Consider the following 24,874-nt stretch of genomic DNA (forward strand, 5'->3'; position numbering starts at 1 on the left):
TCAATGCCTTCGCGATTACCTTCGCTGACCGTTGGCCCGACGCTCAAACCTACTGATCACCCAACGCCGGAAACACCGTTAGCGAGATAGTCCCCTCTTGACGCAGGTTGCAACATGCGTCAAGGGCATGCAACGTGCGTCAGGTGGGTTTGCCGTCGGCGGGGGCTGCGGACAGCGTGGGCGTTGGCATCAGGGTGATGGTCACTTTTGGGAGGGGACCACGCCGGGTTGGTTGGTGGTTGACGGGGGTTGTTGTTCGTCTTCGGCTGGGATCGGGCCGGTGACGCCTGGCTGGCCGCCTGGGTCCGGGAGGGGGATAGGCGGTTGGGCTGGGGCGGGGGGTGGTGGCGGTTGTGGCGCCGGGGGTGGGGGTGGCGGGGCGTGCTCGGTCGATGGTGGTGGCGCCTGTTGTGGGGCAGGGGCCGGTTGCGTCGTCGGCGGTGCGTCGGGAGTTGGCGGGGCGGGCGGGGGTGCCTGGTGGGTTGGCGGTGGCGGTGCCTGCTGAGTGGTTGGGGGTGCGTCGGGAGTCGGCGGTGCCGGTGGAGGGGCGTGCTGAGTGGTCGGTAGTGGTGTCGGCTGTGGGTCGGGGACCGGGCGTGGCGGCGTTGTAGTGCTCGGTGGCGCTTGGGATTCCGGTACCGACGGGGCTGGAGCGGGGGTCGGGGGGTGACCGTTCGGTTGCGCGGGGAGCTGGTTTTGCGGCGGCGTGTATTCCGGCTGGCTTTGGGGTGCCGGCCGACGCTGTTGTGGCGCAGCGGGTGCGCGTTTGGCTTGGTCTGACGACTCCGGCGGCGAAGGCAGCGCGGGAACGGCTTTGCCTGCCAACCCGTAGGCCGGTTTGTACACCATGTTCATCGCGAGCACGGCCTCTTGGCGCAGTGCTTCCTCGGCCATCTTCGCGTCGATGACGTGCGCGGCCTCGAGTAGTCGTGCCACCGCGCCGATCGGCCCGGACGAACCGGGCGGTGCCACCGCGATCTTGACCGCTTCGGCCGCGGCGGCAACACCGCCGAGCCGGGCACCCACCTGGCCCATGACGGCGGCGAGTTCGTCCGCCGAGGCGGCGAAGCTGCGGATGCTGGCGACCGCGGCGTCGGCGGTCGCACCCTTCCACTCCATCGAGTTCATCACTCGGTCCACGCTGCCGCGGGTGAGCGGGAACGAGGTGCTGAGCGTGCCCGCCACTTCCAGCCACGCGACCGACGCGCGCAAAACCTCCGCGGCATCGATCTGCTGGGTCTTGGCGTAGATCTCTTCGTGGCGCATCGACTCGAAATGTTCCATCGAGCTGATGTAGTCGGGATCGTTTCCGGTCATCGCGGGAGCCTCGATGCGACGGCGCGCAGGGCGGCGGCGTTGGCGGCGTCGGCTTCTTCCAGTAATCCGCCGCTGATCAAGAAGGCTTCTTTCATCCGGTAGGCGGCCTCGATGTAGTGATCTAGCAACGTAGCGGCATCCCGTGCTTTGTGATTGAACCCGGCCTGTAACTGTTGCGCCGATACGAACCCGCCGAATCCGCCCAGTTCCGCGGCGGTTTCGAGGCGCTGCTGGAGCTGGATCAGTCGTTCGGCCTGTTGGTCGTACATCTCGGCGCATCGTCGCGCCGCGGCCGGATCGAATTGGACGGTGCCTGCCTGGGCCGCTTGCTTGAACCGGACGATATCGGCTCGGCTGGTTTCGATCGTCATCGCACACCCCTGAGATGGTCGGTCAGCCTCAGACTAGCCCGTGGCCGTTGCCGGGGGCAGCGGTGGTTATCCGTCGGCATCGACGAACGAGTTCACGGCTGAATGCGTTTCTGCAGTTGCGCGCCGATCTGTTCGGCCGAGGCGGGCGTGATGTGGACTTCCTTGCCCGCCCTGATCAGGTAGCGTCCGTCGCCTTTGACGTCGAACCAGGTGTAGTGGATCGGCGGCGCCGGCGTCGGCTGGTCCAGGGCAGGCTCGATCCGGATATGCCCTTCCGCGCTGTGCGGTTTCAGCAGCAGCTTGCGGATGCGTGGCGCGATCGGCTGCCGCGCGACCACCGTCTCTTCGTCGCGCACGGCGTCGGTCGGCGCGACCCTGGCCGGTTCCCGCCCGGCCGGCGCGTCGGGCAGCAGGCCGGCGATCCGGGTGCCCAGCTTGCCGCTGTGCCCGATCGAGAGCCGAACGCGCCCGCCGAAATCCGGCGTCGAGCCGGGCTCCTGCACGGCGAGCACGGCCCGGTCGAAGATCGCCGCGGCGAGCAGCCGGATCTCACTGCCCGGCGTGTGGGCGCCGCCGATCGCGACGATCCTGGTGTGCGGTGCGGCGAGAATGCGCAGGCAGGCGCTGAGATCGGGGTCGGCGCGCAGCGGCAGCCGTTCGTCCAGTGTCGCGCGCAGCCGGTCGGCCTCGTGCTCGGTGCGCGGCGTCTCCAGTATCCGCAGCGGATACGGGTGCCGGTCCAGGTCGGTTTCGCGCCACAGGTGGGCGAACTCGTCCGGAGTGAAGGTCCAACTCACCGCCCGAATCACATCCTCACCGAACACCACCGAAACTGCTTTGTAGCTTAACGGTCATCGCGCACGGGGGCGGTAGCCGCACCGAGCACCTAGGATTGTGGGCTAACGCTGCGCTGAATTCTCGGATATATCCATACAACCCCCTATGTTGCTCGGCTGGACGTGCCGGAGCGCTGTGCTGCGGCACGATGATCACGGGGTGATGGGAGCATGCCGTGCAGGTGCTAGGACCGTGGACCGATATCGCGACGATCGCCGCAGTCGGCGGCGGTAAGGCGCGCGGTCTGCACCGCCTGCGGCAGTGCGGGTTTCGGGTCCCGGAGTGGACCGTGCTCGGCACCGAAGTCTTCGCGCGATTCACCGCGGACACCGATCTGCTGCGAAAAGTGACTGAGGTCACACTCCAGGATGACCTGGATAAAGCGCTGGCGGCCGCTGCCGCGTTGCGTACCGAGATCGCCGCGACCCCACTGCCCGCGGAGGTCCGCGAGTTGATCGCCGACGCCTACGCGCGGCTCGGCGGCCCGATCGCGGTGCGCTCGTCGGTGGTCGCCGAGGACGGCCCTGAGCACTCGTACGCGGGCCAGTTCGATTCCTTTCTGAACGTCAACGGCATCGACGCGGTGCTCGACCGGGTGCGCGACTGCTGGGCGTCGGCGTTCTCGGAACGATCACTGCGCTACGCCTTCGCCAATCAGCAGCCGCGGGCGGGCGCGGTCGCCGTTGTGCTGCAGCGCTTGATCGCGGCGCGGGCCAGTGGCGTGCTGTTCACGGCCAACCCGGTCAGCGGCGCCCGCGACGAACTGGTCATCAGCGCGGTCTACGGGCTCGGCGAGGGCTTGGTGTCGGGTGCCGTGGACGCCGATTCGGTGGTGGTCGACAAGTCCTCGGGCGCGGTGCTGGAAACCGTGCTCGGCGACAAGGACCGGTCCTATGTGGCCGGGGGCGATCAGGGTTACGCGATCAGCGAGATCGACCCGTCGCGCCGCGAACTGCCCGTGCTGACCGATGCCGAGATCGCCGAGGTCGCCGAATTGGGCCGCAAGGTGGAGGCCGAGTTCGAGGCCCCGCAGGATGTGGAATGGGCGATCGACGAAGACGGACTCTGGTTCCTGCAGTCGCGCCCGATCACCACGATCCTCGGTGCTCGACCCGGCGCGATCATCCGCGGCGCCGGTGAGGTCGTCCCCGACGGTGCACAGCGAATCTGGGACAACTCCAACATCATCGAGAGCTTCAACGGCCTCACCTCCCCGCTGACCTACACCACCGCCGCCGACATCTACGGCCGCGTCTACCACGGCTACGCGAAGTCGCTCCGAGTACCCGGCGCGCAACTGCGACAGACCGAGCGGTGGACTCCGGTGCTGCTCGGCTACTTTCACGGCCGCGTCTATTACAACCTGCTGCACTGGTATCGCATGGTGGGCATCGCCCCGGGCTACCCGCTGAACCGCAAGGTGCTCGAGGCCGCACTCGGCGTGGACGAGCCGCTGGCAGACGATATCGCGAAGACGTTGCGCCCGTTCACCTTCCGGAACCCGTTGAGCCGACTGTGGTCGCGCTCGTTGACCACGTTCACCTACCTGCGGCGACTGTTCGGCATCGACGGCATCGTCGAACAGTTCATGACCGACTTCTACCGCGTCTACGACGAATACGACGCCATCGACTACACCGCGCTGTCCGGCGCCGAAGCCTATGCGGCATACCGAAAGGTGGACCGCGACCTGGTCGAACGCTGGGGCCCGCTGATGGTGCTCGACGCGATTCTGCTCACCTGCACCGGATTGATGTTCCTGCTGACCAAGCTGCTGCTGCCGAAGGCGCCGGAGTGGTTCCTCTACGCGGTGGTCGGTCCCGGCGCCGACGTCGAATCCGCCGAACCCGCCCGCGCGATGAAGGCACTGGCCGACGCGGCACGCACCGACCCCGAGCTGACCGCCCTGGTGAATTCGACAGCGCCGGAACAGATCTACCCGGCACTCGCCGACCACCCGGACTTCCGCGACAGGGTCGACGCCTACATCGATCGCTACGGCTATCGAAGCCTGGACGAACTCAAACTGGAAACGCCGGACCTACGCGAAGATCCGGCCAGCCTGTTCGTCATGCTGCGCAGCGCCCTGCCCGACGCACCGCTCGGCCATCACGACGAGGCCGAGCAATACCTGGACGCCCACTTGCACGGCTTCCGCCGCCGAATCTATGAACGGTTGCGCGGCAAGGTTTCCCGCTGTGCCGCGCACCGCGAACGGCTCCGGTTCTGCCGGACCAGGGCCTTCGGCATGGTCAAGCGGATGATCCGGGTGATGGGCCGCGACCTGGCCGAGCGCGGCGTCATCGACGAGTTCTCCGACGTGTTCTCGCTGACCGTGCATGAGCTGCGCGGCTGCTACGACGGTGCCGACACCGCGGACCTGCGCGACCTCGTCGGCACCCGAAAGGCGCAGCGCGCCAAGGACGCCGGGCTGGTCGCGCCGGCCAGGTTCGTCACCACCGGATCGACCTTCGGCCGGGCCGAGCTGGCGAGGCAGGGTTGGGTGCCGGTCACCGATACGCCTGCTGCCGAGGCAGGGACGGTGCTCGCGGGCACCCCGTCGGCGTCCGGGATCGTCGAGGGGACCGCGGTCGTCGTGGACGAGCCGCGCGACGTGGCGGGTGGCATCCTGGTGGCATATCGGACCGATCCCGGCTGGGTGGCCGCGCTGCCCTCGGCGTCGGCGCTGGTCATCGAGCGTGGCAGCCCGCTCACCCATGTCGCGATCGTGGCGCGGGAGCTCGGAGTGCCGACGGTGGTCCAGGTCAAGGACGTGACCAAAAAGGTACGGACCAGTATGCGGATTCGGGTCGATGGCACACACGGAACCGTTACTGTGCTGGCCGAAGGAGATGGCCGCGATGGATCATGACAAAGACGTTGCGGCCGTACGTGATTGGCTAGCCGGGCCGGCCGGGCAGGCCGGGATCCACTTGGCCGACGAGGCCGACGGCTGGGACTATCGAAGCTACGCCGAACTGGCCGAACAGACCTGGTCGATCGCCGCGCTCATGCGGCAGCACGGGATGGGCAGCGGCGACGGCGCGTGCGTGATCATGCCGACCGGATTCCCCTGTGTCGCCGCGTTCTACGCGGTCTGGGCCTGCGGCGGGGTGTTCACGCCGGTCGCGCCGCCGATGTTCGGTGACCTCGACCAGATCATCGCGCACATCGCCGCGATCCTGATCCAGGCCAAGCCTCGACTGGTGGTCACCTCGACCGAATTCGAGCAGTTCGTGCGGCAGGCGGCGACGGCCGCGGGACGCGCCGATGAGCCGCTGGTGATCGACGCGTCGACGCTGCGTCCGTGCCCGCCCGAGGAGCGCGAGTTCGGCGAGCCCGACGAGTGCGCGCTGCTGCAATTCACCTCCGGTTCCACCGCCGCCCCGCGCGGGGTGCGGGTGAGCTGGCACAACCTGGCCAGCAACATCGCGATGATCTCCCGGCTGGTCGAGTGGCGGCACGGCGAGGCGATGGTGTCCTGGCTGCCGCTCTATCACGACATGGGCCTGGTCGGCGCGTTCCTCACCACCGTCACCAATCAGGGCGATCTGTATCTGATGCGCCCGGACCAGTTCGTCCGCGAGCCCGCGCGCTGGCTGCGGGCGATGGCGCACGCTCAGCATTCCCCGTCGCCGTCGTTCGCGCTCGGCTATGTGGCACACCGGGTTTCGCCCGAGGAGATCGCCGACCTCGATCTGTCCGGGTGGCGCACCCTCGCCGTCGGCTCCGAGCCGGTCGAGGTGGCCGATCTCCAGTCGTTCGCGAACCTCACCGGCCCCCTCGGCTTTTCGATGAGCGCCTACACGCTGGCCTACGGGTTGGCGGAGTCGACGCTGATGGTGACCTCCTCGGCGCGGCATCGCCCGATCACCGCCCTGCGCATCGACACACCGACGCTGCGGTTCGGCGAACCCGTCACCATCCTCGACCGGGAGCTACTCGATGACACCCATCGTGTCGACGGCGCGGGCTGGATCACCGGCCTCGGCTACTCGACCCCCGAATCCACGGTGCGGGTGGTCGATGAGGACGGCAACGAACTGCCCGACGCCACCCTCGGCGAGATGGTGGTGGTCGGCGACTCGGTGGCGCTCGGCTACTCCGACGACTCCGACGGTGCGTCGACCAGGATCGTCGGCGGCACGCTGTACTCGGGCGACGCCGGATTCCTGCACCGCGGTGAGGTATTCGTGCTCGGCCGGATGGGGTCGAGTTTGAAGGTGCGCGGGCGTTCGGTGTTCATGGAGGACATCGAATCCCGCGTCGCGCAGGAAACCGGGATCACCAAGGGAAAACTCGCCGCCGTCGCGATCACCGAGCCGGGTACGCAAGGCATCGCGTTGTTCGCCGAGTCCAAGCCCGGCGATTGGATTCCCAAGGCGCGCAAGGTTATTCGTGGTGAGTTGGGCCCCGCGCAGACGGTCACCATCGTCACCGGCCCGCGTGGCATCATCCGCCGTACTTCGAGTGGTAAGCCGCGTCGGCGGCACATGTGGGAGCAATTCCGCAGTGGGGCTTTGGCGGACGCGGTCGTGCATGAGGCGGACGGGCCTTCCGGTGCGGTGGTGACCCCCCGTCATTCCGGCGAAGGCCGAGATCGAACGGTCCCTGACGTGCCCGGCGCCGCGACGCGGGGAAGTGGACAGGACGACCTGCCTGAGCCGACGCTGGCCGCCGAACGCGTGCGCCAGCTGCTCGATAGTGCGCTGGAAAGCGTGGCGATTCCGCCGAATTCGACCGTGCTCTTCGAGGGTTCACTGGCCGAGGGCTTCGGCAACGAGGGATCCGACGTCGACTTCCTGGTACTCGCGCCCGGCGATGAGGACCTACCCACGCTGCCGACCGTGCTGTTCATCGACGGCCGTCGAGTCGAGGTGCGCACCCGTTCCGAGTCCCAACTCCGGCGACAGCTCGAGCAGGTGGCGAAGGCCGCGACTGTGACCGAGCTCGACGAGGATCTACTCAACCGATGCCAACGATTCCTGCGGGCAACGGTAGTCCGGCCCGGCGTCTCCGATATCGACGAATTACGCACGCTGCTTACGCATTCCACGTTCACGACGCTGATCGCCGACTGGTGGATCGCCCGAGCCGAACAGGCTCTGCGGTACGCCGTCGCGTTGCGCGCACTGAAGGCGCGCGACGAGGCGATCGACTGGGCGCGCGACGGCCTGCTGCAGGCCATCAAAGGCTGGGCCGCACGGCGCGGCGAAAGCTATCTCGAGACCAAATGGCTACCGCGGCAACTGGATCGGATCGGTGCCGATGAACTCATCGACCGCTACCGCGATCTCGCTGATCCAGGCGCCTGGGCAGGCGACGACTCGACGCATTCCTACGGCGACGCCCGGCCCGGCGTGCTCGGTGACGCGAAGGCGCGAGCGCTGTCCGAGCGGGCGACCTGGGCGCAGGTCTTCGAGCTCGCTACCGACCTCGGCGTCCAGGACTTCGTCGACGATCCCGACCAGATTCTGTTCGCCCGGGTGCCCGGCGTCACCACCTGGGCCATCGGCGAGCGGGTGCACGTCATCCGGGGTGACAGCGACGTTTTCGTCCTCTCCGGCAGCGGTGCGCGCGCTTGGCGCACGGTGGTGTTCCGTCATTCGCTCGCCGCGGTACTGGCCCGCCAACAGCATGACAGCACCACCGAACTCGCCGAGTTCCTCCGGCTCGGCTTCGTCGGATTGCAGTGGCGGCGAGGCGAACTCCTGACACCCGCACTAGCGATGTGCAAACCGGTGCGCCCTTACACGCCGGTGCCCTCCGTGCTGGCACCCGCACTCGGCGTGACCGGCGCCGCGCGCGATGACGCGATCGCGACCCTTTCGCCGCTGCCCGCGCGCCGTTTCACCGAATGCGCGATGAACCTGGTCTGGTCGAACATCGTGCTGGAGAACGCGCGCGAGGATCTGGCCGGTGCCGTCAAGAACGGTCAAGGTGCCGTCGCCGATATCGCGGCACATCGGATGATCGCGATGGGTGTGCGGGTGATGCTGTCCGCCTTCGGTATTCACCCGCTGCCCGCCGACGTCGCGCCGTCGGCGACCCTGCACCGACTCCTGCCGCCCCACGCTCATCGCCGTGCCGATCTCCTCGCACGGCTGGAATCGGCTCGGCAAGTGCGGTTCTCGGAGACCGGCGACGCCATCACCGGCATCGCGGTCCTCGACGACTTCGTCGCACTGGTGCGTTCGGTCGCCGCGGACCCGGCCGCCGCGAACTTCCCGGCCTCGTTCGATTCCCGCGAACAGTGGCGGCGCACACTGGCCATCGGCTACGACTGGCTGCGCATCGCGGGCTATCTCGACACCGATCTGCCGCTCGACGAGGCCCGCGACCTGCTGGCCTCCGGCGGACAGCAACCACACCTGCGCGACGACGCGGTGCCGTCATGACCGCCGAAGTGGCGCAGCGGGTGCGCACACTGGTGCACGCCATGGCACCCGACCCGCAGGCGCAGACCGGTGACACCCAACGACTCGTCGAGGACCTGGGTTTCGACTCACTGCGGTTGATGGAGCTGACCGTCGTGCTCGAGCGGTCGTTCGGCCTGCCGCGCTACCAGCCGGAGCAATTGGTCGGCGTGCGCCGAGTCGGCGAGGTCATCACCCTGGTCGCGACCACCTTGGCTGCTGAGGATCAATCGTGAGTGCGCGCGACACCGTATTGGTCACCGGCGCAACGGGGCTGGTCGGCGCGGAGGTCGTTGCCCGGCTGGCCGCCGCGAGCCGCCCGGTCGCCGCTGTGCTGCACAGCAATTCGGCCATCGTCCGCAACGACGGCACCGCCCTCGGCGCGGGCAGCCCGGTCGCCGGTGACATCCGCAGCCCCGGATTCGGCCTGTCCCAGCGGGATTCCGCCGATCTGTCCGAGCGCGTCGGCATGATCGTGCACTGCGCGGCCACTACGGCATTCGACGCCGGGGAGGCCGACTACCACGAGCTCAATGTGCGGGGCACCGCCAACGCGATCGAGTTGGCCACGACCTGGGACGTTCCGCTCGTGCACGTCAGCACGGCCTACGTGTGCGGACGGCGCGGCGGCCCCATCGCCGAGGACGAACTCGACGCGGGCCAGTCCTTCGGAAACGGCTACGAGGAGAGCAAGTTCCGCGCCGAACAGCTGGTGCGTGCGGCGGGGGAGCAGGGCATGCGCTGGGCCATCGTCCGGCCGGGCATCGTGACCGGCGCGACCGGCACCGGCGTGATCCGTGAGTACAAGAACCTCTACACCGTCGTCAAGCTCATGGTCGAGGGCAAGCTGCGGTCGCTGCCCGGCCGCTACGACGCGACGCTCGCGCTGGCACCGGTCGACCACGTCGCCGATGTGATCGCCGCGGTCGTCCTCGATTTCGACTCGGCCACCCACCGCACCTTCCACGCAGTCGGTCAAGACACGCTCTCGCTGCGCGAGGTGTCCGACGTGCTCGCCGAATACCCTTCGTTCGAGGTCGCGACCTTCGTGCCCGCGGCGACGTTCCGCGAAGACGATCTCGGCGCCATCGAGCGGGAGTACTACCGGCGCATCGGCTCGCTCTACACCAGCTATTTCGAGCGGCGGCTCGCCTTCGGCACGGCGAATGCCGAAGTGCTGCTCGGTAAACCACCACCGTCGACCGGCAAGGAGTATCTGCGAGTGCTGCTGGACTACTGCCTGGAATCCGGCTATCTCGGCGTGCCGTTGCCGTCGATCGAGGAAGTGCTGGCGGGCAATGACACCGGTGGGGCGGACCGGTGAGCGCCCCACTGAGCGAGCTACTCGCCGCGCTGACACCGCAGCGGGAGAAGGTGACGGCCTACGCCGCCGACACCTACCTGCAGGAGACCGTCGACCAACTCGACCGCCTCGGCGTCGACGCCGCGAAGTTCGCCAGGGAGCACTCGCTGCTGCTGCTCAAGCCGGACGCCATTGTCGCCAGGTCCGTCGAGCCGACACTGAAATGGCTGGCGGACAATGACTTCCGCGTTGTCAGTGCCCTCCGGGTCGCCGTCGACCGGCACGTCGCCCGCGCGCTGTGGTACTTCGCCTGGAACATCGCCTCACCCGAACGCCGGCGCCTGGCCGATCTGCTCGTCGGCATTTCGGACGTGCTGGTCCTCGTCGTCCGCGGCGCGGACGCGGAACTGCCTGTCGCCGTGCGCCTTACCGAGGCCAAGGGCGCGACCGACCCCCGGAAACGCAAGCCCGGCGAGCTCCGCTATCTGCTCGGCAGGCACAGCTATCTGCTGAATCTGGTGCATTCGCCCGACGATCCCGCCGATGTGCTGCGGGAACTCGCCATCTATCTGGACGAGGACCGCCGGGCAAGGGTGATCGCGGAGGTAGGCGAGGGTGTCGATCGCTCGTCCCAGGCCCTCGCGATCGCGAACGACCTGTACGCGCAGGCACCCGCGCGCAGCTTCGACCGCGCCGCCGCAGTCGAGCGGATACTGCGTGATCTGGCGGCGGCCGGTGCCCCGGCCGAACCCGCTGTCGACCCGGCGGCGGACGCGGCATGCGCGCGACTGCTGTATGCCGCATGGGCCGACGGGCGGGAACTCGATCCGTGGTCGGTGATCGTGCTCGGGTCCTATGTACTCCCGATGCGGGTCGGTACGCAGCCGCAGACGCTGCGACCGGTGACCGCGAAAGACTGGCTGGAGGTACGACCGTGACGGCGAACGTGGAAACGGTGAAGACAGCGACCCATCTCCGCACCATCTCGCGTGCGCTGGCGCACCGGTGCGCGGTGTCCGAGGTGTTCGTCACCTCGCTGGACACGGTGGCCGAGGACGAGTTCGTGGTCGGCGCCCAATTACCGCGCATGCACGCCTATTACAGTGACCACACCGGATCGCTTGCCCTGCGGCACGATCCGCTGTTGGTGATGGAGGCCGCCAGGCAGGCCGCCATCGCGCTGAGTCACGAGTTCTACGGCGTCCCCGCCGATATGGCGTTCGTCGTGCGCACCTTCAACGGCACCGGCGCGGACACCGCGGCGTGGGAAATCGGCACGGCCCCCGCCGATCTCGTGATGCGGGTGCGGGTGCCGCGGCGGCATGTGCGTGGCGAGACGGTGCACGGCGTGGACATGGTGCTCGAAATCGACTGTGGCGACGAGTCGATGATGACCGTCGACGGGTCGTTCTCCTGGATGACGCCGCAGCAATGGACGGGATTGCGCGGCGCGTTCCGCAAGAGCCTGGGCCTCGGGGCGTTTCTGGGCGCCTCGGCGCTCGCCGACCGCGCGGTCTCGGCCGAGGTCGGGCGGGAGAACTGGCGCAATGTCGTGGTCGCGGCGCCGAGCCTGTCCGGAACCATCGCCCGCGCCACACTGGTCCCGGATCTCGGTCACCCGTTCCTGTTCGATCACGAGCTCGACCACGTTCCCGGCAGCCTGCTGATCGAGGCGTGCAGGCAGACCGCGCTGGCCATGGTGCTCCACCGATCGCCCCGATTGGAATGTGTCGGAAGCTCTTTCGAGCGGTTTGTGGAGTTGGACCGTCCGGCGGAGTGTGTCGCGGAGATCACCGGACAGCAGGCCGACCGCACGGTGATCCACTGCGAGATCCGCCAGTTCGACGCGGTCGCGGCCGAGGTCGACCTCGAATTCGCCGACGACGAACTGGGTTTCGATGCCGACGAACCGGAGGTCGATCGCTGATGAGTACCGAACTGCTCACCACGACCCGATCGTTTCGCCGTCGTCTCGATCTGACGCGGCCGGTCGAGCGACGAGATCTGCTGGAGTGCCTGGATATCGCGGTGCAAGCACCGAGCGGCAGCAATCGGCAGCCGTGGCGATTTCTCATCGTGCAGGACGGTGAGACCAAGCAGCAGATCGCCGAGTACTACCGAAAGGGATTCGCCGCCAACTTATCCGGGCGCACGCCGCGGCCCGATCAGCTCGGCGATCTCGCCTCCGGCCGGTATCTCGCGGAGCATCTGGCCGAGGTGCCCGCGCTCGTGCTCGTCTGTTCGCTCGGCCGCCTGCCGGCGGCCTCGTCGCCATTGCGGCTGGCGAGCTTCTACGGCTCGATTTATCCCGCGGTGTGGAACTTCATGCTCGCCCTGCGCGAGCGCGACCTCGGATCGTGCCTGACGACCGCGCATCTGGCCTACGAGCGCGAGGTCGCCGACCTGCTCGGTATCCCGTTCGATGAGGTGACCCAGCTGGCCATGATCCCGGTCGCGCGGCTGTTGCCCGGCAGCGATGGACCGGCCCGGCGCGCTCCCGCCGCCGAGGTGACCATGTGGGATCGGTGGGCGTGACCCATCCGCTGGTGTCGGCCGCGCGTATCGCCCGGTTCACCGCGGTGATGTACAAGCCGCACTACCTGCTGTACGGCGTGCTGTGGGTGCTCGCCCTCGAAGGCATGGCTTCGCTTGTGACGCAGCCCGATTCGGCATGGCGACCGACCTGGTCCACCGTGGTACGGATTGTCGTCGTCGCCTTCGTCCTGCTGTATCTCCGAATGGTCGACGAGCAGAAGGATCTCGAATACGACCGCGTGCACAACCCGGACCGTCCGCTGGTGACCGGCGCGGTGAGCGCCGTCGAACTGCGGGTCGCCATGGGTCTCATCGCGATCGGCGCCATCTCGGCCAGCCTCGCGCTCTCCGTGGGTTCCGCCGTAATGATCGCTGTGGCAATGGCTTACGGGCTGGTGCTGTGGGGCCTGGAGCGGTTGTTCGCCGTGGTGCGCACCAACATCCTGGTCAATCTGATTGTCACCTATCCGGTGCAGCTGCTCGTCACCGGCTACATCGTGGTCTCCGCGATCGATACGGGCGAAGTCCGCGCGCACTGGCAGGCGGCGGCGGTCGCCGGCATCTTCGCCGGTGCGTTCCTGCAGTTCGAGTTCGCCAGAAAGACGTCGCGCGAACGGCGACCCGACGAGTCGCTGTACTCGAATGTTCTCGGTGCCAAGGGAAGTATCGCGGCCTCGGTGGTTTGTGCGGTCGCCGCGGTGCTGTGCAATATCGGGTTGATAGAGCCGTGGAACTACTCGTCGCCCGGCGCACTCATTGCCCGGATCTCGCCGTTCCTGCTGACGATTCCCGTCACCACCGCATGGAACTTCCGCAGAGGGGACCGGGTGAATTATCCCGTAGTTCCCGCGGTGGTCTTCATTCTCGCGCTCTATCTCACCCTGATCGCCCAGGCGCTGACCTCGCCTTAGCGGCAAACGTTGACGGTGTCGCCGTGCGTGTCCCGCATAAGTAAGGCTCGTGTCTGATGGAATAGCGCTGGATTACCGAATCGTGCTGAGAAAGGGATTCATGAGGCGAGCGCCAGCGAGGTGGACTGTGGGCATGCGGCGAATCGTGGGCGGCGGCGGCCTGCTCGTGCTCGCCTGCGGCCTGGTGATCGGTAGCGCCGATGCGGCGGCCGACCCCGGCGGTTGCTTCGTCGACCGAGGCCTGACCGACGCTGTCGCGCTCTGTCACGAAGGCTACGGATCCTCCATCCTGGAGGTCGAATGCCTCGGCATCAGCGTCCCCGCAACCCCGGACGGCCCGATATTCGGCCCGTACTCCGGCACCGATTCCGCCTCGGCCGCGGTCGGTCAGTCGATGCGCGCCTCCTGCGTGACGAGCACCGGGCTCGGCATCACTACCCGCGCTTTCGTAACGCCCACCTAGGGCGTGTCTAGCCGTAGAGCCGGATGAAATCCTGGGTGGGATCGACGGCGGGCAGCGTGTAGGTCGAGAAGGTGGGGTCGAGCAAAGTTTCCTCGACATACCGGGCGGGCTCGGCGGGGAGATGGCGCCAGCGGGCGCGTGGATCGGGTACCAGGTTGTCGTCGTTCGACATCAGTCGCACCTTCCGGAAGCGTGTCACTCCGAGGATATCCGGCAATCGTGGATCAGGTCGGCGTCCCGTCGAGCAGGTCAGGTGGCGAGCCGTGCCGCGGTGACCATGACCGCCGTGTACTGCGCGGTGAAGCTGCCGCCCACTTCGTCGATGGCGTCGCCGAGACCTCCGAGCACCTCGTCCAGCGTGGCCTGCGGGAGTTGGGTGGCGACGCCGGTGGTGGCCGAGAATTCCAGCCACTCATCGCGGGTGTACCGCTGCTCCCACTGGAATTGCCGCTGCTCGGGCTCGCCGAAGCCGCCCGCCGCGCGGAGGCCGTCGGCGGCCTTGTCGCACCCTGCCAGGTAGATCCGCACCGCGTCGGCCGCGAGCCCGCGGGTGACAGGGGAGTCGGGGAGCAGCCGTCGGTAGACCTCCGCGAAGGCTTCCACGAGTTCGGCCGGTGGCTGCCCGGCGTTCCAGAACAAGGCCAACCGGCCACCGGGTCGCAACACCTCGGCCGCCTTGGCCGCGCCGGCGACGGGATCCACCCAGTGCCACACCTGCCCGGCAACGACGAGGTCGAAGGTGCGGCCTGCGGGATCCCACTGTTCCAAGGTGGACACCTCGACCTCGGTGCCGTGGCGTCGCGCGAATTCGGCCATCCGTTCGTCGGGTTCGACGCCGAGTACAGCGCAGCCCGCCGCTTGGAACTGCCGGGCGACGATGCCGGTGCCGATGCCGACGTCGAGGACATCGCGTCCCGGACTTGCCGCGATGATCGCTTGCACCATCGCCTCGGGATAGCGGGGTCGGGAGCGGTCGTAGCGCGCGGCGTCCACGCCGAACGACTCAGCCATGGCGCGGGCTTGATGAGATTCTTGCTGCGGAGCCGACGAGGGTTCCGGCGGTAGAGTGGGCATGCGCCCACTATAAGTGGGCACATGCCCACTCGACAACCGATTCGGGCTGGACGACGCGAGGAGAAGTACACGGTGCCAACGGGAGTGGCCATGCGCGACGTGCGCGAGCAGCTGTTCGACGCCGCGGAACGCATTCTGCTGCAGGACGGGCCGAGCGCGCTGACCAGCCGCGCGGTCACCACCGAGGCAGGCTGCGCGAAGGGTGTGCTGCACCGGCACTTCACCGACTTCGACGATTTCCTCGCCGAACTCGTGCTCGACCGCATCGCGCGGATCGACCACCAGGCCGTCGCCCTGTGCGCGTCCGCGGGCACCGGCACCGTCGTCGGCAATCTCAGCGGCGCGCTGACGGAGGTGTTCGGGACGGTCGCCGTCTCGATCGTCAGCCTCGTCACCTTCCGGGACGAGTTGCGTGCCAGGCTGCGCCGGACCAGGCCGACCGGCGTTCCGCTCCTGGCCGAGGCTACCCAGATGATCGCGGCGTACCTCGGCGCAGAGCAAGAGCATGGCCGCGTCGTCGCGGCGGCCGACGTAACTGTGTTGGCGCCCACGCTGATCGGGGCCGGACATCTGCTGTTCGCCGACCGTAAAAGCACGCCGCCGGAGTCGGCAGCGGTCAGCCGGGTCGTCAGCGCGGTCGTCGCGGCGGCGTTGACGCCTTAAGCGGGTTCGGCCTCGAGAATGTTGTCCGGCGAGACGGTCGGGACCACCCGACGCAGCCTGAACCCGTAGCGTGCCAGGAACTTTCGGTACTCGTCGACGGTGCGTTCCCGGCCGCCGGTATTGACCAGCATTTCCAGATCGATGAACTTGCCGGGATGCGGGCGGGCGTTCTCCGGGACGACCAGTTCGATAATCAGCAGGCGGGCATCAGGTTTCATCGCCGCGCGAACCGTAGCCAGGATCCGGCCCGCGTCGTCCTCCGGCCAGTCGTGCAGGATGTGTTTGAGGATGTAGGCGTCGCCGCCTTGCGGGACCGCGTCGAAGAACGACCCCCGCTCGACCGCACACCGGTCGGCCAATCCGAGCTCGGCCAGCCGACGGCTCGCGGTCTCGGCCACCTCCGGCAGTTCGAACAGGATTCCCCTGGATTGTGTTGCGCGGCAGAGGACTTCGGCAAGCATCGTGCCCTCGCCGCCGCCGACATCGACAAGGGTCTCGAACCGCCCGAAGTCGTAGGCCGCGAGCAGCGGGCCAAGGCCGAGGCTGCCGATACTGGTCATCGCGTTGTCGAACAGCGTGCCGAGCGTCCGGTCCGTTTGCGCGTGCTCGAAGAACGACATCCCGTGCAGCGCTTCACCCACCGGCTTACCGGTGCGCACCGCGTCGACCAGGTGCGACCAGTTGTCCCGATGGATCGGCGAGCCGAAGAACAGCGCCGCATCGCGCAGCGAGACATCGGCGTCCCGCCGCAGCGCCCGCGCCATCGGGGTCAGCGCGTACCGGCCGTCCCGGCGCCGCCTGAAGATGCCGTGGCCGATGAGCAGCCGCAGCAACCGATGCAAGGCGTCCTCGTCGGCCCCCACCGCCTGTGCCAGCTCGGCCCCGCTGCGCGGCCCAGCGGTCAGCGCGTCGGCCACCCCGAGCTCGGCGGCGGCGTGAATAGCCTGCGTCAACCACCCGGCGGCAAGCAGCTCCATCACCGCGAGCTGCCCAGGAACCATCTTTCGATAAGCGACAGATAGGCCGTTGCGTACCAACTCGACCGCACGAACCAGCCCTGGCGGCGGCATTCTCGGGTGGTCGGCTGCCACCGGGCGACTCCCCTCCACTCGACGGTCGGCACTTTGGGTAAATCAGCACTGTGCCACTCAGGAGGGTACGGGCCTGCGATGCGCCCCGCGCTGAACCGGTCGGCGGATCCTCAGAAACGCCAGCGCGCCGCGCCGCCGGGCTCGACCGTGCCGAGGGCCATCGCGGTGCTCGCGGTGATGCGGTAGACGTGCCAGGGCGGCGGGCCCGCGGACGGGGCGCTGTACTCGGCGGTGAGGGCCTGGCCGGTGTCGTCGACCTTGGCGGGCCAGCCGTCCGCGGCGTAACGCGCGGCGATCTCGGCGACCGCCTTCGGGTCGATGACCTGTGCCGCGGTGCCGTTGACGGTGAGGTCGAAGTCGTGGATGGCGATGCTGATCGCGCACCGGGGGTCGCGGGCGAGGTTGCGGCCCTTGCGTGATCGCGCGCCGGTGGTGAACCAGAACGCGCCGTCGAGCCACAGTGCGCCGAGCGCGGTCATGTGCGGGCTGCCGTCCGGGTTGATCGTGGTCAGCCAGTAGGTGTGGCGGTTCGGGCCGCCGGTACCGGGGGCTTGGGGGACGTTCGCGTCGAGGGTCTTTTGGACGTTCGCCCAATCCAACTCCGGCAACGAATAGAGGTCAGCGAGATTCTTGGTGTCCATATCTGTGCTGACGACCTGATGGCGCGGAAATCATCGGCTGCGCCGTCATTCGCGCGCCTGATGCCGGGCCTGCAGGACCACCGGCAGCCGGGACGGCGCCGCGACGAAATCACGGTTCGACGGTTTCACCCGGTAGCCGGGGTCGGCGACCGGCTGCCAGCGGGCGAAGAGGGCGGCGGTGGCGAGCGTGATGGTGAGCAGCGCGAAGTTATTGCCCGGGCAATGCCGGATGCCGACGCCGAACGGCAGGATCGCCTTCTTGTCGATCTCCTCGGCACGGCCGGGAAACCAGCGATCGGGGTCGAAGGTTTCCGGGTCCGGGTAGTAGTGCGCGTTGTGGTGAATCATGTACGGGCTGAACACGACCATGGCGCCGTCGGGGAGGATGGTGCCGCCCAGCGTGACCGGACCGTCCGCGGTGTGCGTGCTCACCCACGGCCCCCAGAATCGCAGGGTCTCCAGCACTACTAGGCGGAGATAGGGCAGCTCCGCGACATGGTCGGGGGTGACCGGGGCATCGCCGACGAAATCGTCCAGCTCGCGGCGCAATTCGGTGGCGATGTCCGGATTGCGCATGATCTCGTGCCATACCCAGCCGAGGATGGACGCGGTCGAGCCGACCCCGGCGGCCAGCATCAGCAGCAGCTCGTCGATGATCTCCTCGTCCGACAGCCGGGTGCCGGTCTCCGGATCGCTGTGCCGCACCAGGGCGGAGAGCACATCGTGGAAATCGCGGTCGGCGCGGCGGTATTCGGCGACAACGGCGCCGATCTCGGCGCGCAGCCGACGGGACTTGGTGGTGAACCGGTGGTTGGCCAGCACCCGCAGGCGGCGCACCGGCGGCGGCAACGCGGCGCGCTGGATCACTTGGCTCAGCAGCCACGGAATGTTCTGCTGGACTTCCCGTTTCGCATCCGCACCGAACTCGGCGGTGAACAGCGTCGAGGAAATAGTGTCGAGGACGAGCCGGTGCGCCTCATCCACCAGGTTCAGCTGCCGGTCCGGCCGTAGCGATTTCGACCACGTGTTCGCGAGATCGGCTGCCACCACGGCGTATTCGTTCAACCGCCGCTGCCGCAGCGCAGGCGCTATCATTCGGCGCCGCAGCTCGTGCGGCTTGCCGCTGAGCACATTGGACGCGCCGCGAATGACCTCCTGGATGGCGTCGCGTAGTTCCTCGCGATGGAATTCGCCTGCCTCGCCGAAGCTCACCTCGCGAATGAGGTCCGGGGTGGTGAGCACATAGGCGGGGCGCGGCCCGAGATAGATCCGGACGATCGGCCCCACCTCGGCCAGCGACGTGACGAACTTCAGTCCGTCACGCAGCGCCACCACGCTGTGGCCGAGCAGGGGAAGCCGTCCAGGGGCGGTGGGTACATTCGGAACAGACTGCGGCATAGCGGGTCTCGTGCCTCCGACGAGGTCGGTGTAGATCGACAGGATCGAATCGGTGAGGCGTGACTGCCGCGCATCGGCCCGGTCGGTGAGGATCTCGCGCATCGGCGCCAATTGTGCTGGGTGCGCGGCGAGTTCGCGCAACGAGTCGGCGATCGCTGTCACCGATGGGTCGCGAGTGCGGACGCCGCCGCCCTCGGGCACCGTCTCGGCCAGATCCGGATCGCAGTAGACGACCGGCAGCCGCATCGCCACCGCCTCCAGCAGGGCCATACCCTGGGTGTCGAAACCTGAAGAGGGAAAGAGCAATACATCGTGCGTCGCCATTGCAGCCAGGCAGTCCGCTTGACTGACCGCACCGTGCAGCCGGACACGATCGCTCAGCCCGCCTGTTTCGATCGCCGCCTGCGCGCGCTCTCGCAGGTCTCCGGTGCCGTAGATGTCGAACGTGCAGTTCGCTACCTGCCGCACCGCCTCGATGGCTTCGAGCAGCCGCTTCTCGCCGGACAGCCTGGCGCACCAGAGGATTCGCAGCGGGCCGCTGTGCGTCGTGCCCGGTTCGGCCACCTGCGCGCGATCGAGCAGCTCGTCATCGATTCCGTTGGAGATCACCTGAAGAGGCCGGTCCAGCCCATGCGCCAGGATGCGCTCGGCGAAGTGCTCGGTCGGCACGATCACCCGATCGGCGGCCTGCGCCTGCGCGACCATCGTGCGCCAGGCGTGCCGCGCCGCGCGGGATTCGTTGTTGCGCGGCAGCTGTCCCCGATGGGACACGAAGCGCCCGTGCAGGGCACGCATGGTGAGCGCGGACAGGTACGGGACGGGGGAGGTGTTGGCGATGAACACGTCGTCGCGACTGTGCACGGTGTGCACGACGGGAATGCCATGACGGCGCGCCGCGCGGAGTCCGGCGATGGCGACCCCGTAGGTGGTCTGGGTGTGCACGATGTCGAACGGACCGCGCTCGGCGAAGGTCGCATCGATCAAGCGGTTGTTCGCCGGCGTCGGCAACACCATGGCGAAACCGTTCACCAGCACCCCGCCGAGTGCGGAAAGGACCACAATGTCCTGCTCGGATTCGGTAGATTCCGGCGTGGGCGCGGTGAACACGGTGACGCGATGACCAAGCCGCTCGAGCCCGCGACGCTGGGCATGGACCGCGGTCTGGATCCCGCCGAGGGTCGCGGGATGAAAGTCCGTGAACAGCGCGACGTGCATGGGACCACGGTACGGACATGTGCGGCACGCGCACGCTGGGAAGAACGACGAGTCGCCGACGCACGGCGCGACGAGCGCGGGGCGGCCCGCCGAGTACAGGAGCTGGCATGAGAGTGGCGATTCCGTTGACGGGCACCCGCGGCGACGTCCAACCCGCGGTGGCACTCGGCCTCGAGCTGCGCAGACGCGGGCACGACGTGCTGCTCGGCGCGCCGCCGAACCTGGTCGACTTCGTCACCCGCACCGGCCTGACCGCCGTCAGCTGCGGTCCGGACGTGCAACAGCTCTACTCCTCCGACGAAGGCCAGCAGGCGCTGGCCGCGGGCAGCAGCTTCCGGCTGATGCAATTGGTCGGCAAGCAGATGGCCGACTACGCCGACCAGATGAACCGCGAGGTGATCGACGTCTGCGCGAACGCGGACATCATCGTGTCGACAATGCTCACCGAGGATCGGGCCGCGTCGGTCGCCGAGGCGATGCGGGTGCCGCTGGTGTCGTTGCACGGGTTTCCGTGCCGGAAGAACGCCGCGTATCCGTTTCCCGGCGCGCTGCCGTCGCAGTGGCGGCCGCCGGGCGTGGTCAATCAGGCCACCTGGCTGCTCGCCGAGAACCTGCGCCGCGTCGTCTTCATGAAGTACCTCAACCAGCTCCGCAAGCAACTCGGCCTGCCGCGCTCGACCGCGAGTCCCGCCGCGGTGCTCGCCCGCGAGGGGGTGCCCGAGGTGCAGATATATGACCCGGCCCTGGTGCCCGGCCTGGCCGAAGAGTGGGGCGAGCGCAGGCCGCTCGTCGGCTTCCTGCCGCTGGAACGAACCGCACGCGAAGCCCTCGGCGAGCTGGCCGCCGACCACGGTGAGGTGATCGCCTGGATCGCGGAAGGCGAGCCGCCGGTGTATTTCGGCTTCGGCAGCATGCCCATCCGCGACACCCATGCCGTGCTCGCCATCGTCGAGCAGGTGTGCGAGAGCCTTGGCATCCGCGGGCTGGTGAGTGCCGGTTGGAGCGATCTGGCCGCCGCCGACGCGGAAACCGGTGCGCGAGTCAAGGTTGTCGGCCCGGTCGCGCACGACATTGTCTTCCCGGTCTGCGCCGCCGCCGTCCACCACGGCGGCATCGGCACCACCTTCGAAAGCCTGCGCGCCGGTCTGCCGACGCTGGTCTGCTCGGTGTCCTTCGATCAGCCGATGTGGGGTGCTCAGGTCGAACGCCTCGGCGTCGGCGCGCACCTCAGTTTCCGCAAGCTCGATCGCGACGGGCTGGCGGCGGGGGTGCGCACCCTGCTCGAGCAAGGCACCGCGCAGCGCGCGAAAGCACTTGCGGGAGAGCTGCGATCGCATGCGGACGCGACTCCTCGAACGGCCGATATCGTCGAGGCGGCCGCCGGGTGAGCAGGCGCCTGTTCAGCGGTGGAACCGCGGCATGAGTCCGCTGGCAACGGTTTACACCGATTCCGCCGTCATGTTCCGGCGCGCGGTGCGGCACACGCTGCGCAGCCGGGACACCCTGCTGATCTCGCTACTGCTGCCGGTGCTGATCATGCTGCTGTTCGTCTATGTTTTCGGCGGCGCGATCCAGGTGGACGGCCCGTACATCGACTACGTGATCCCCGGAATCATCCTGCTGTGCACCGGCTTCGGCGCATCGATCACCGCCACCGCGGTGGCGACCGACTTACGCACCGGCGCGGTCGATCGCTTCCGCACCCTGCCGATCTACCGGCAAGCCCTGCTGGCGGGCCACGCGGGCGAAGGTGTCGTCCGCAACATGATCGCCGTCGCCATCGTGCTCGTGATCGGCGTGCTGCTCGGATTCCGCCCCACCGCAGGCTTTTTCGCGTGGCTGGGCGCACTCGCGATAATCGTGCTCTTCGTCCACGCGATCACCTGGATAGCGGTCGCGCTGGGCCTCCTGGCGCAAAACCCGGAGGCCGCAGGTGGATTCACTTACGCGATCATGTTCATCCCCTACATCAGTAGCGCGTTCGTGCCTACCACCTCCATGCCGTCGTGGCTACGCGGCTTCGCCGACCACCAGCCCGCGACCCCGGTAATAAATACGCTCCGCGCATTGCTCTATGGCACCGGGGGCAGCGCGCTATCGGCCGTGCTCTGGTCGATCGGCCTTGCCATCGTCGGATATCTCTGCGCCGCAATGCTCTTCGCCCGACGATCACGGAACTGACGCCCGTGTTCAGATCCGCCTAGATGGAGGAGTCGGGGCGCGAATCCGTCCGGGCGCGTTCGCGTTCGGCGGCGGTGGCGAGGTAGTCGCCGAGTTCATGGCGCAGGGTGACGTCCAGCGAGCGGGCGAGGGTGGAGTGCACCGAGGCTACGGCCAATTCGCGCATCTTGCTCAACATTGTTGTGGTGTCGGCGATTTCGCTGCTGGTGTCGGGGAGCCAGCCGGCGCCGTGCTCATCGATGATGTGCTGTTTGGCGGCGGTGATCATGATGTGGGTGATGTCGTCGATGCGGTCGGCGACCTTGGCGTATATCTCGATGAGGGTGCGCAGTTCCAGGCCGTACTCGTGCAATTCGGCGAACGAGGTGAGCAGCTGGGTTTCGGTGAACACCACGGTGTCACCCTCGAGCCGGACCAGTTTCATCTCGCGCAGGCGGTCGACGAGTTCGTCGGCCTCGGCGCCCAGGATGGTGCCGATCAGCTCGCGGGGGACCTCGAACGTTTCGTCCTTGGACCAGGACGCGGTCACCGCGTGCTGCAGGCCGAGCACCTCGGTGAGATCCTTGCCGGTTTCCCAGCTGGTGATGAAGTCGCCGATGTGCGCGGTGGTGAAACCGCGCTGCAGCAGGGCATCGATCAGCCGCAGTCGCTCCAGGTGCGAATTGTCGTAGATGCTGGCCCGGCCGTCCTTGCCGACGGGCGGGGGCAGCAGGCCGCGTTCCTGGTAGGCGCGCACATTGCGGGTGGTGGTGCCCGCGGCGCGCGCGAGATCATCGATGCGGTACTCCATCGAATCCACCTCCTCGCTCGCCGCGGCGCCGGATTGCCGACGGCCGAACAGCACGGTCAATGCTCAATTGCGGCGTTCACGGCCGGCGAGCTACCGCCTCCGGGCCTGTCGCTCACGCCGCGTGATCGACCGAGTCTATCGCCAAGGCCGTCGGCCACCGTCATCTAGGAAACCGCCGCGATCCGGGGCGTCCGTACATTCCGGTCCGCCGCGACCACCGTGTAGTCGGCGAGGTCGACGGTCCGCAGTTGATTGACATACTGGGTAGCGAACCCCGGATACATGGTCGCGTTGAAGCCGTCCTCGGTGAGGTACCAGCTTTTGCAGCCCGAGTTCCAGGTGGTGCTGGTCAGCCTGCGCTGCATGCCCGCGTTGTAGCGGTCCTGCCGGTCCTTCCTGACGTCGAGGACGCGCAGATCCTGCTCCAGGATGGTGCCGATGGCACTGACCAGGTAGTCGATCTGGGCCTCCATGTACACCAGCGCCGAGTTGTGGCCCGGCCCCGAATTCGGTCCGAACGTGAGGAACATGTTCGGGAACCCCGACACGGCGATACTCTTGTAGGCGTACGCGCCGCCGGACCACTCCTCGGCGAGCACCCGACCGTCCCGGCCGGCCACCGGGATCGGGGTTCCGGTCTTGGACACGTCGAAGCCGGTCGCGAAGACGATGCAATCGGCTTGGTGCTCAACACCTTCCGCGGTGCGGATACCGCGCTCGGAGAGCTTGGCGATAGGCCAGGTGATCAGCTTGCAGTTGTCCCGCTGCAGGGCCGGGTAGTAGTCATCGGTCATCAACAGCCGCTTGCAGCCCGCCCGGAAGTCCGGGGTGAGCTGGCGGCGCAGCCAGGGATCCTTGACCTGCCTGCGCAATTGGGCCTTGCCGACCAGCTCGACGACCCTGGTCAGCGGCGTGTTCCAGACGACGCCGAGCGCGACCGACTCGTGTCCGTAGAACCAGGCCTGCCTGGCGAGCTGTTCGGCGGCGGGCACCCGGCGATAGATCTCCTTGGTCACCGAGTTGGTGCGCCGGTTGACCCGGGGCAGCACCCAGCCCGGCGTGCGCTGAAAAACCTTGACCGAGGCCGCTTTATCGACCAGCTCGGGAATGATCTGCACCGCACTGGCCCCGGTGCCGACGACCGCGACCTTCTTGCCGGTGAAGTCGTAGTCGTGATCCCAACGGGCACTGTGGATCTTGTGCCCGGCGTACTCTTCTATCCCTCGGATGTTCGGAAAGCTGGCGTTCGCCAACGGCCCGGACGCGAGCACCACGGTGCGGGCGCGCACCGTGCCCTGGCCGTCGATCGTGATCTCCCACTGCCCGGCCGCTTCGTCGAACACGATGCCGGACACGTTGCTGCCGAACCGGAAATGCGGCCCGAGCCCGAACTCGGCCGCCATCGACTCGATGTAGCCAAGGATCTCGTTGCTACCCGAGTAGGTGTGCGACCAGTCCGGGTTCGGCGCGAAGCTGTAGGAGTACAACCGCGACGGAATGTCGCACGCCGCACCGGGATAGGTGTTGTCGCGCCAGGTGCCGCCGATCGCGTCGCCGCGCTCGAAGATGGCGAAACCGTCGATTCCCTTCTGTTTCAGGCGAATCGCGGCGCCGATCCCGGCGAACCCGCCACCGATGATGGCGACGTCTAATGTCTGGTTGCTCATA

Annotated in this window: 22 protein-coding genes; 12 read left to right on the forward strand and 10 right to left on the reverse strand. The window is 67.8% G+C overall.

Annotated features, from left to right (window positions below; genetic code table 11):
• Positions 1-201: 201 nt before the first annotated feature.
• The 3 genes from ACIBCN_RS00005 to ACIBCN_RS00015 form a co-directional block, all read right to left on the reverse strand.
• On the reverse strand, positions 202-1,317 hold the full coding sequence (locus ACIBCN_RS00005; protein ID WP_396989224.1) for a hypothetical protein: 1,116 nt from the start codon (positions 1,315-1,317) through the stop codon (positions 202-204).
• Complete coding sequence (locus ACIBCN_RS00010; RefSeq protein ID WP_379282453.1) at positions 1,314-1,688, reverse strand: hypothetical protein; 375 nt, start codon at positions 1,686-1,688, stop codon at positions 1,314-1,316. The genes ACIBCN_RS00005 and ACIBCN_RS00010 overlap by 4 nt, the downstream gene beginning before the upstream one ends.
• Before the next feature lie 92 nt (positions 1,689-1,780).
• A complete protein-coding gene (locus tag ACIBCN_RS00015; RefSeq protein WP_396989225.1) occupies positions 1,781-2,515 on the reverse strand; it encodes an ESX secretion-associated protein EspG in 735 nt (244 codons plus the stop codon).
• A gap of 185 nt (positions 2,516-2,700) precedes the next feature.
• On the opposite strand from ACIBCN_RS00015, the gene ACIBCN_RS00020 reads away from it, so the two are divergent.
• The 9 genes from ACIBCN_RS00020 to ACIBCN_RS00060 all read left to right on the forward strand — a co-directional run bounded on the left by ACIBCN_RS00020 (position 2,701) and on the right by ACIBCN_RS00060 (position 14,153).
• Positions 2,701-5,397 (forward strand): phosphoenolpyruvate synthase, encoded by a 2,697-nt coding sequence (locus ACIBCN_RS00020; protein ID WP_396989226.1) that lies wholly within the window; start codon positions 2,701-2,703, stop codon positions 5,395-5,397.
• Positions 5,387-8,923: an AMP-binding protein gene (locus ACIBCN_RS00025; RefSeq protein ID WP_396989227.1), complete on the forward strand. Its 3,537-nt coding sequence runs from the start codon at positions 5,387-5,389 to the stop codon at positions 8,921-8,923. Before ACIBCN_RS00020 ends, ACIBCN_RS00025 begins: the two co-directional genes overlap by 11 nt.
• The gene (locus ACIBCN_RS00030; protein WP_396989228.1) at positions 8,920-9,177 is read left to right on the forward strand and encodes an acyl carrier protein; all 258 of its coding nucleotides are present in this window, start codon (positions 8,920-8,922) and stop codon (positions 9,175-9,177) included. The genes ACIBCN_RS00025 and ACIBCN_RS00030 overlap by 4 nt, the downstream gene beginning before the upstream one ends.
• Positions 9,174-10,265, forward strand: a complete 1,092-nt coding sequence (locus ACIBCN_RS00035; RefSeq protein ID WP_396989229.1) for an SDR family oxidoreductase — start codon at positions 9,174-9,176, stop codon at positions 10,263-10,265. Before ACIBCN_RS00030 ends, ACIBCN_RS00035 begins: the two co-directional genes overlap by 4 nt.
• Positions 10,262-11,182, forward strand: a complete 921-nt coding sequence (locus ACIBCN_RS00040) for a nucleoside-diphosphate kinase (protein ID WP_396989230.1) — start codon at positions 10,262-10,264, stop codon at positions 11,180-11,182. Before ACIBCN_RS00035 ends, ACIBCN_RS00040 begins: the two co-directional genes overlap by 4 nt.
• Positions 11,179-12,171: a ScbA/BarX family gamma-butyrolactone biosynthesis protein gene (locus tag ACIBCN_RS00045; RefSeq protein ID WP_396989231.1), complete on the forward strand. Its 993-nt coding sequence runs from the start codon at positions 11,179-11,181 to the stop codon at positions 12,169-12,171. Before ACIBCN_RS00040 ends, ACIBCN_RS00045 begins: the two co-directional genes overlap by 4 nt.
• A complete protein-coding gene (locus ACIBCN_RS00050) occupies positions 12,171-12,779 on the forward strand; it encodes a nitroreductase family protein (RefSeq protein ID WP_396989232.1) in 609 nt (202 codons plus the stop codon). Before ACIBCN_RS00045 ends, ACIBCN_RS00050 begins: the two co-directional genes overlap by 1 nt.
• A complete protein-coding gene (locus ACIBCN_RS00055; RefSeq protein ID WP_396989233.1) occupies positions 12,761-13,690 on the forward strand; it encodes a hypothetical protein in 930 nt (309 codons plus the stop codon). The genes ACIBCN_RS00050 and ACIBCN_RS00055 overlap by 19 nt, the downstream gene beginning before the upstream one ends.
• 133 nt (positions 13,691-13,823) lie before the next feature.
• Complete coding sequence (locus tag ACIBCN_RS00060; protein ID WP_396989234.1) at positions 13,824-14,153, forward strand: hypothetical protein; 330 nt, start codon at positions 13,824-13,826, stop codon at positions 14,151-14,153.
• Positions 14,154-14,160: 7 nt separating this feature from the next.
• Here ACIBCN_RS00060 and ACIBCN_RS00065 read toward each other — a convergent pair whose 3' ends face one another.
• On the reverse strand, positions 14,161-14,325 hold the full coding sequence (locus ACIBCN_RS00065) for a hypothetical protein (protein ID WP_396989235.1): 165 nt from the start codon (positions 14,323-14,325) through the stop codon (positions 14,161-14,163).
• Between the two features lie 77 nt (positions 14,326-14,402).
• Positions 14,403-15,227 (reverse strand): class I SAM-dependent methyltransferase, encoded by an 825-nt coding sequence (locus tag ACIBCN_RS00070; RefSeq protein WP_396989236.1) that lies wholly within the window; start codon positions 15,225-15,227, stop codon positions 14,403-14,405.
• Between the two features lie 21 nt (positions 15,228-15,248).
• Between ACIBCN_RS00070 and ACIBCN_RS00075 the strand changes: the two genes are divergently transcribed.
• Positions 15,249-15,890 (forward strand): TetR/AcrR family transcriptional regulator, encoded by a 642-nt coding sequence (locus tag ACIBCN_RS00075; protein WP_396989237.1) that lies wholly within the window; start codon positions 15,249-15,251, stop codon positions 15,888-15,890.
• Here ACIBCN_RS00075 and ACIBCN_RS00080 read toward each other — a convergent pair.
• The 3 genes from ACIBCN_RS00080 to ACIBCN_RS00090 all read right to left on the reverse strand — a co-directional run bounded on the left by ACIBCN_RS00080 (position 15,887) and on the right by ACIBCN_RS00090 (position 20,235).
• Positions 15,887-16,891: a methyltransferase gene (locus tag ACIBCN_RS00080; protein ID WP_396989238.1), complete on the reverse strand. Its 1,005-nt coding sequence runs from the start codon at positions 16,889-16,891 to the stop codon at positions 15,887-15,889. The genes ACIBCN_RS00075 and ACIBCN_RS00080 overlap by 4 nt on opposite strands.
• A 200-nt stretch (positions 16,892-17,091) precedes the next feature.
• Positions 17,092-17,622 (reverse strand): pyridoxamine 5'-phosphate oxidase family protein, encoded by a 531-nt coding sequence (locus ACIBCN_RS00085; protein ID WP_396989239.1) that lies wholly within the window; start codon positions 17,620-17,622, stop codon positions 17,092-17,094.
• 45 nt (positions 17,623-17,667) lie between these two features.
• Complete coding sequence (locus ACIBCN_RS00090; protein WP_396989240.1) at positions 17,668-20,235, reverse strand: cytochrome P450; 2,568 nt, start codon at positions 20,233-20,235, stop codon at positions 17,668-17,670.
• A gap of 107 nt (positions 20,236-20,342) precedes the next feature.
• Here ACIBCN_RS00090 and ACIBCN_RS00095 point away from each other — a divergent pair, with 107 nt between their 5' ends.
• Positions 20,343-21,623 (forward strand): glycosyltransferase, encoded by a 1,281-nt coding sequence (locus ACIBCN_RS00095; RefSeq protein ID WP_396989241.1) that lies wholly within the window; start codon positions 20,343-20,345, stop codon positions 21,621-21,623.
• A gap of 31 nt (positions 21,624-21,654) precedes the next feature.
• On the forward strand, positions 21,655-22,416 hold the full coding sequence (locus tag ACIBCN_RS00100) for an ABC transporter permease (protein ID WP_396989242.1): 762 nt from the start codon (positions 21,655-21,657) through the stop codon (positions 22,414-22,416).
• Between the two features lie 19 nt (positions 22,417-22,435).
• On the opposite strand, the gene ACIBCN_RS00105 is transcribed toward ACIBCN_RS00100, so the two are convergent.
• Both ACIBCN_RS00105 and ACIBCN_RS00110 read right to left on the reverse strand, forming a co-directional pair.
• Positions 22,436-23,206, reverse strand: coding sequence for a MerR family transcriptional regulator (locus tag ACIBCN_RS00105; protein WP_396990141.1), 771 nt, complete (start codon positions 23,204-23,206; stop codon positions 22,436-22,438).
• A gap of 164 nt (positions 23,207-23,370) precedes the next feature.
• Positions 23,371-24,873: a flavin-containing monooxygenase gene (locus ACIBCN_RS00110; protein WP_396989243.1), complete on the reverse strand. Its 1,503-nt coding sequence runs from the start codon at positions 24,871-24,873 to the stop codon at positions 23,371-23,373.
• Between the last annotated feature and the right edge of the window lies 1 nt (position 24,874).

The organism is Nocardia sp. NPDC051052, from assembly GCF_044456045.1.
Classification (GTDB): domain Bacteria; phylum Actinomycetota; class Actinomycetes; order Mycobacteriales; family Mycobacteriaceae; genus Nocardia.

Coding starts and splice junctions, on each gene's coding strand:
- ACIBCN_RS00005 (WP_396989224.1), bottom strand. CDS start 1,317: ATGACCGGAAACGATCCCGACTACATCAGCTCGATGGAACATTTCGAG.
- ACIBCN_RS00010 (WP_379282453.1), bottom strand. CDS start 1,688: ATGACGATCGAAACCAGCCGAGCCGATATCGTCCGGTTCAAGCAAGCG.
- ACIBCN_RS00025 (WP_396989227.1), top strand. CDS start 5,387: ATGGATCATGACAAAGACGTTGCGGCCGTACGTGATTGGCTAGCCGGG.
- ACIBCN_RS00030 (WP_396989228.1), top strand. CDS start 8,920: ATGACCGCCGAAGTGGCGCAGCGGGTGCGCACACTGGTGCACGCCATG.
- ACIBCN_RS00050 (WP_396989232.1), top strand. CDS start 12,171: ATGAGTACCGAACTGCTCACCACGACCCGATCGTTTCGCCGTCGTCTC.
- ACIBCN_RS00060 (WP_396989234.1), top strand. CDS start 13,824: ATGCGGCGAATCGTGGGCGGCGGCGGCCTGCTCGTGCTCGCCTGCGGC.
- ACIBCN_RS00065 (WP_396989235.1), bottom strand. CDS start 14,325: ATGTCGAACGACGACAACCTGGTACCCGATCCACGCGCCCGCTGGCGC.
- ACIBCN_RS00070 (WP_396989236.1), bottom strand. CDS start 15,227: ATGCCCACTCTACCGCCGGAACCCTCGTCGGCTCCGCAGCAAGAATCT.
- ACIBCN_RS00075 (WP_396989237.1), top strand. CDS start 15,249: ATGCCCACTCGACAACCGATTCGGGCTGGACGACGCGAGGAGAAGTAC.
- ACIBCN_RS00080 (WP_396989238.1), bottom strand. CDS start 16,891: ATGGTTCCTGGGCAGCTCGCGGTGATGGAGCTGCTTGCCGCCGGGTGG.
- ACIBCN_RS00085 (WP_396989239.1), bottom strand. CDS start 17,622: ATGGACACCAAGAATCTCGCTGACCTCTATTCGTTGCCGGAGTTGGAT.
- ACIBCN_RS00090 (WP_396989240.1), bottom strand. CDS start 20,235: ATGCACGTCGCGCTGTTCACGGACTTTCATCCCGCGACCCTCGGCGGG.
- ACIBCN_RS00095 (WP_396989241.1), top strand. CDS start 20,343: ATGAGAGTGGCGATTCCGTTGACGGGCACCCGCGGCGACGTCCAACCC.
- ACIBCN_RS00100 (WP_396989242.1), top strand. CDS start 21,655: ATGAGTCCGCTGGCAACGGTTTACACCGATTCCGCCGTCATGTTCCGG.
- ACIBCN_RS00105 (WP_396990141.1), bottom strand. CDS start 23,206: ATGGAGTACCGCATCGATGATCTCGCGCGCGCCGCGGGCACCACCACC.
- ACIBCN_RS00110 (WP_396989243.1), bottom strand. CDS start 24,873: ATGAGCAACCAGACATTAGACGTCGCCATCATCGGTGGCGGGTTCGCC.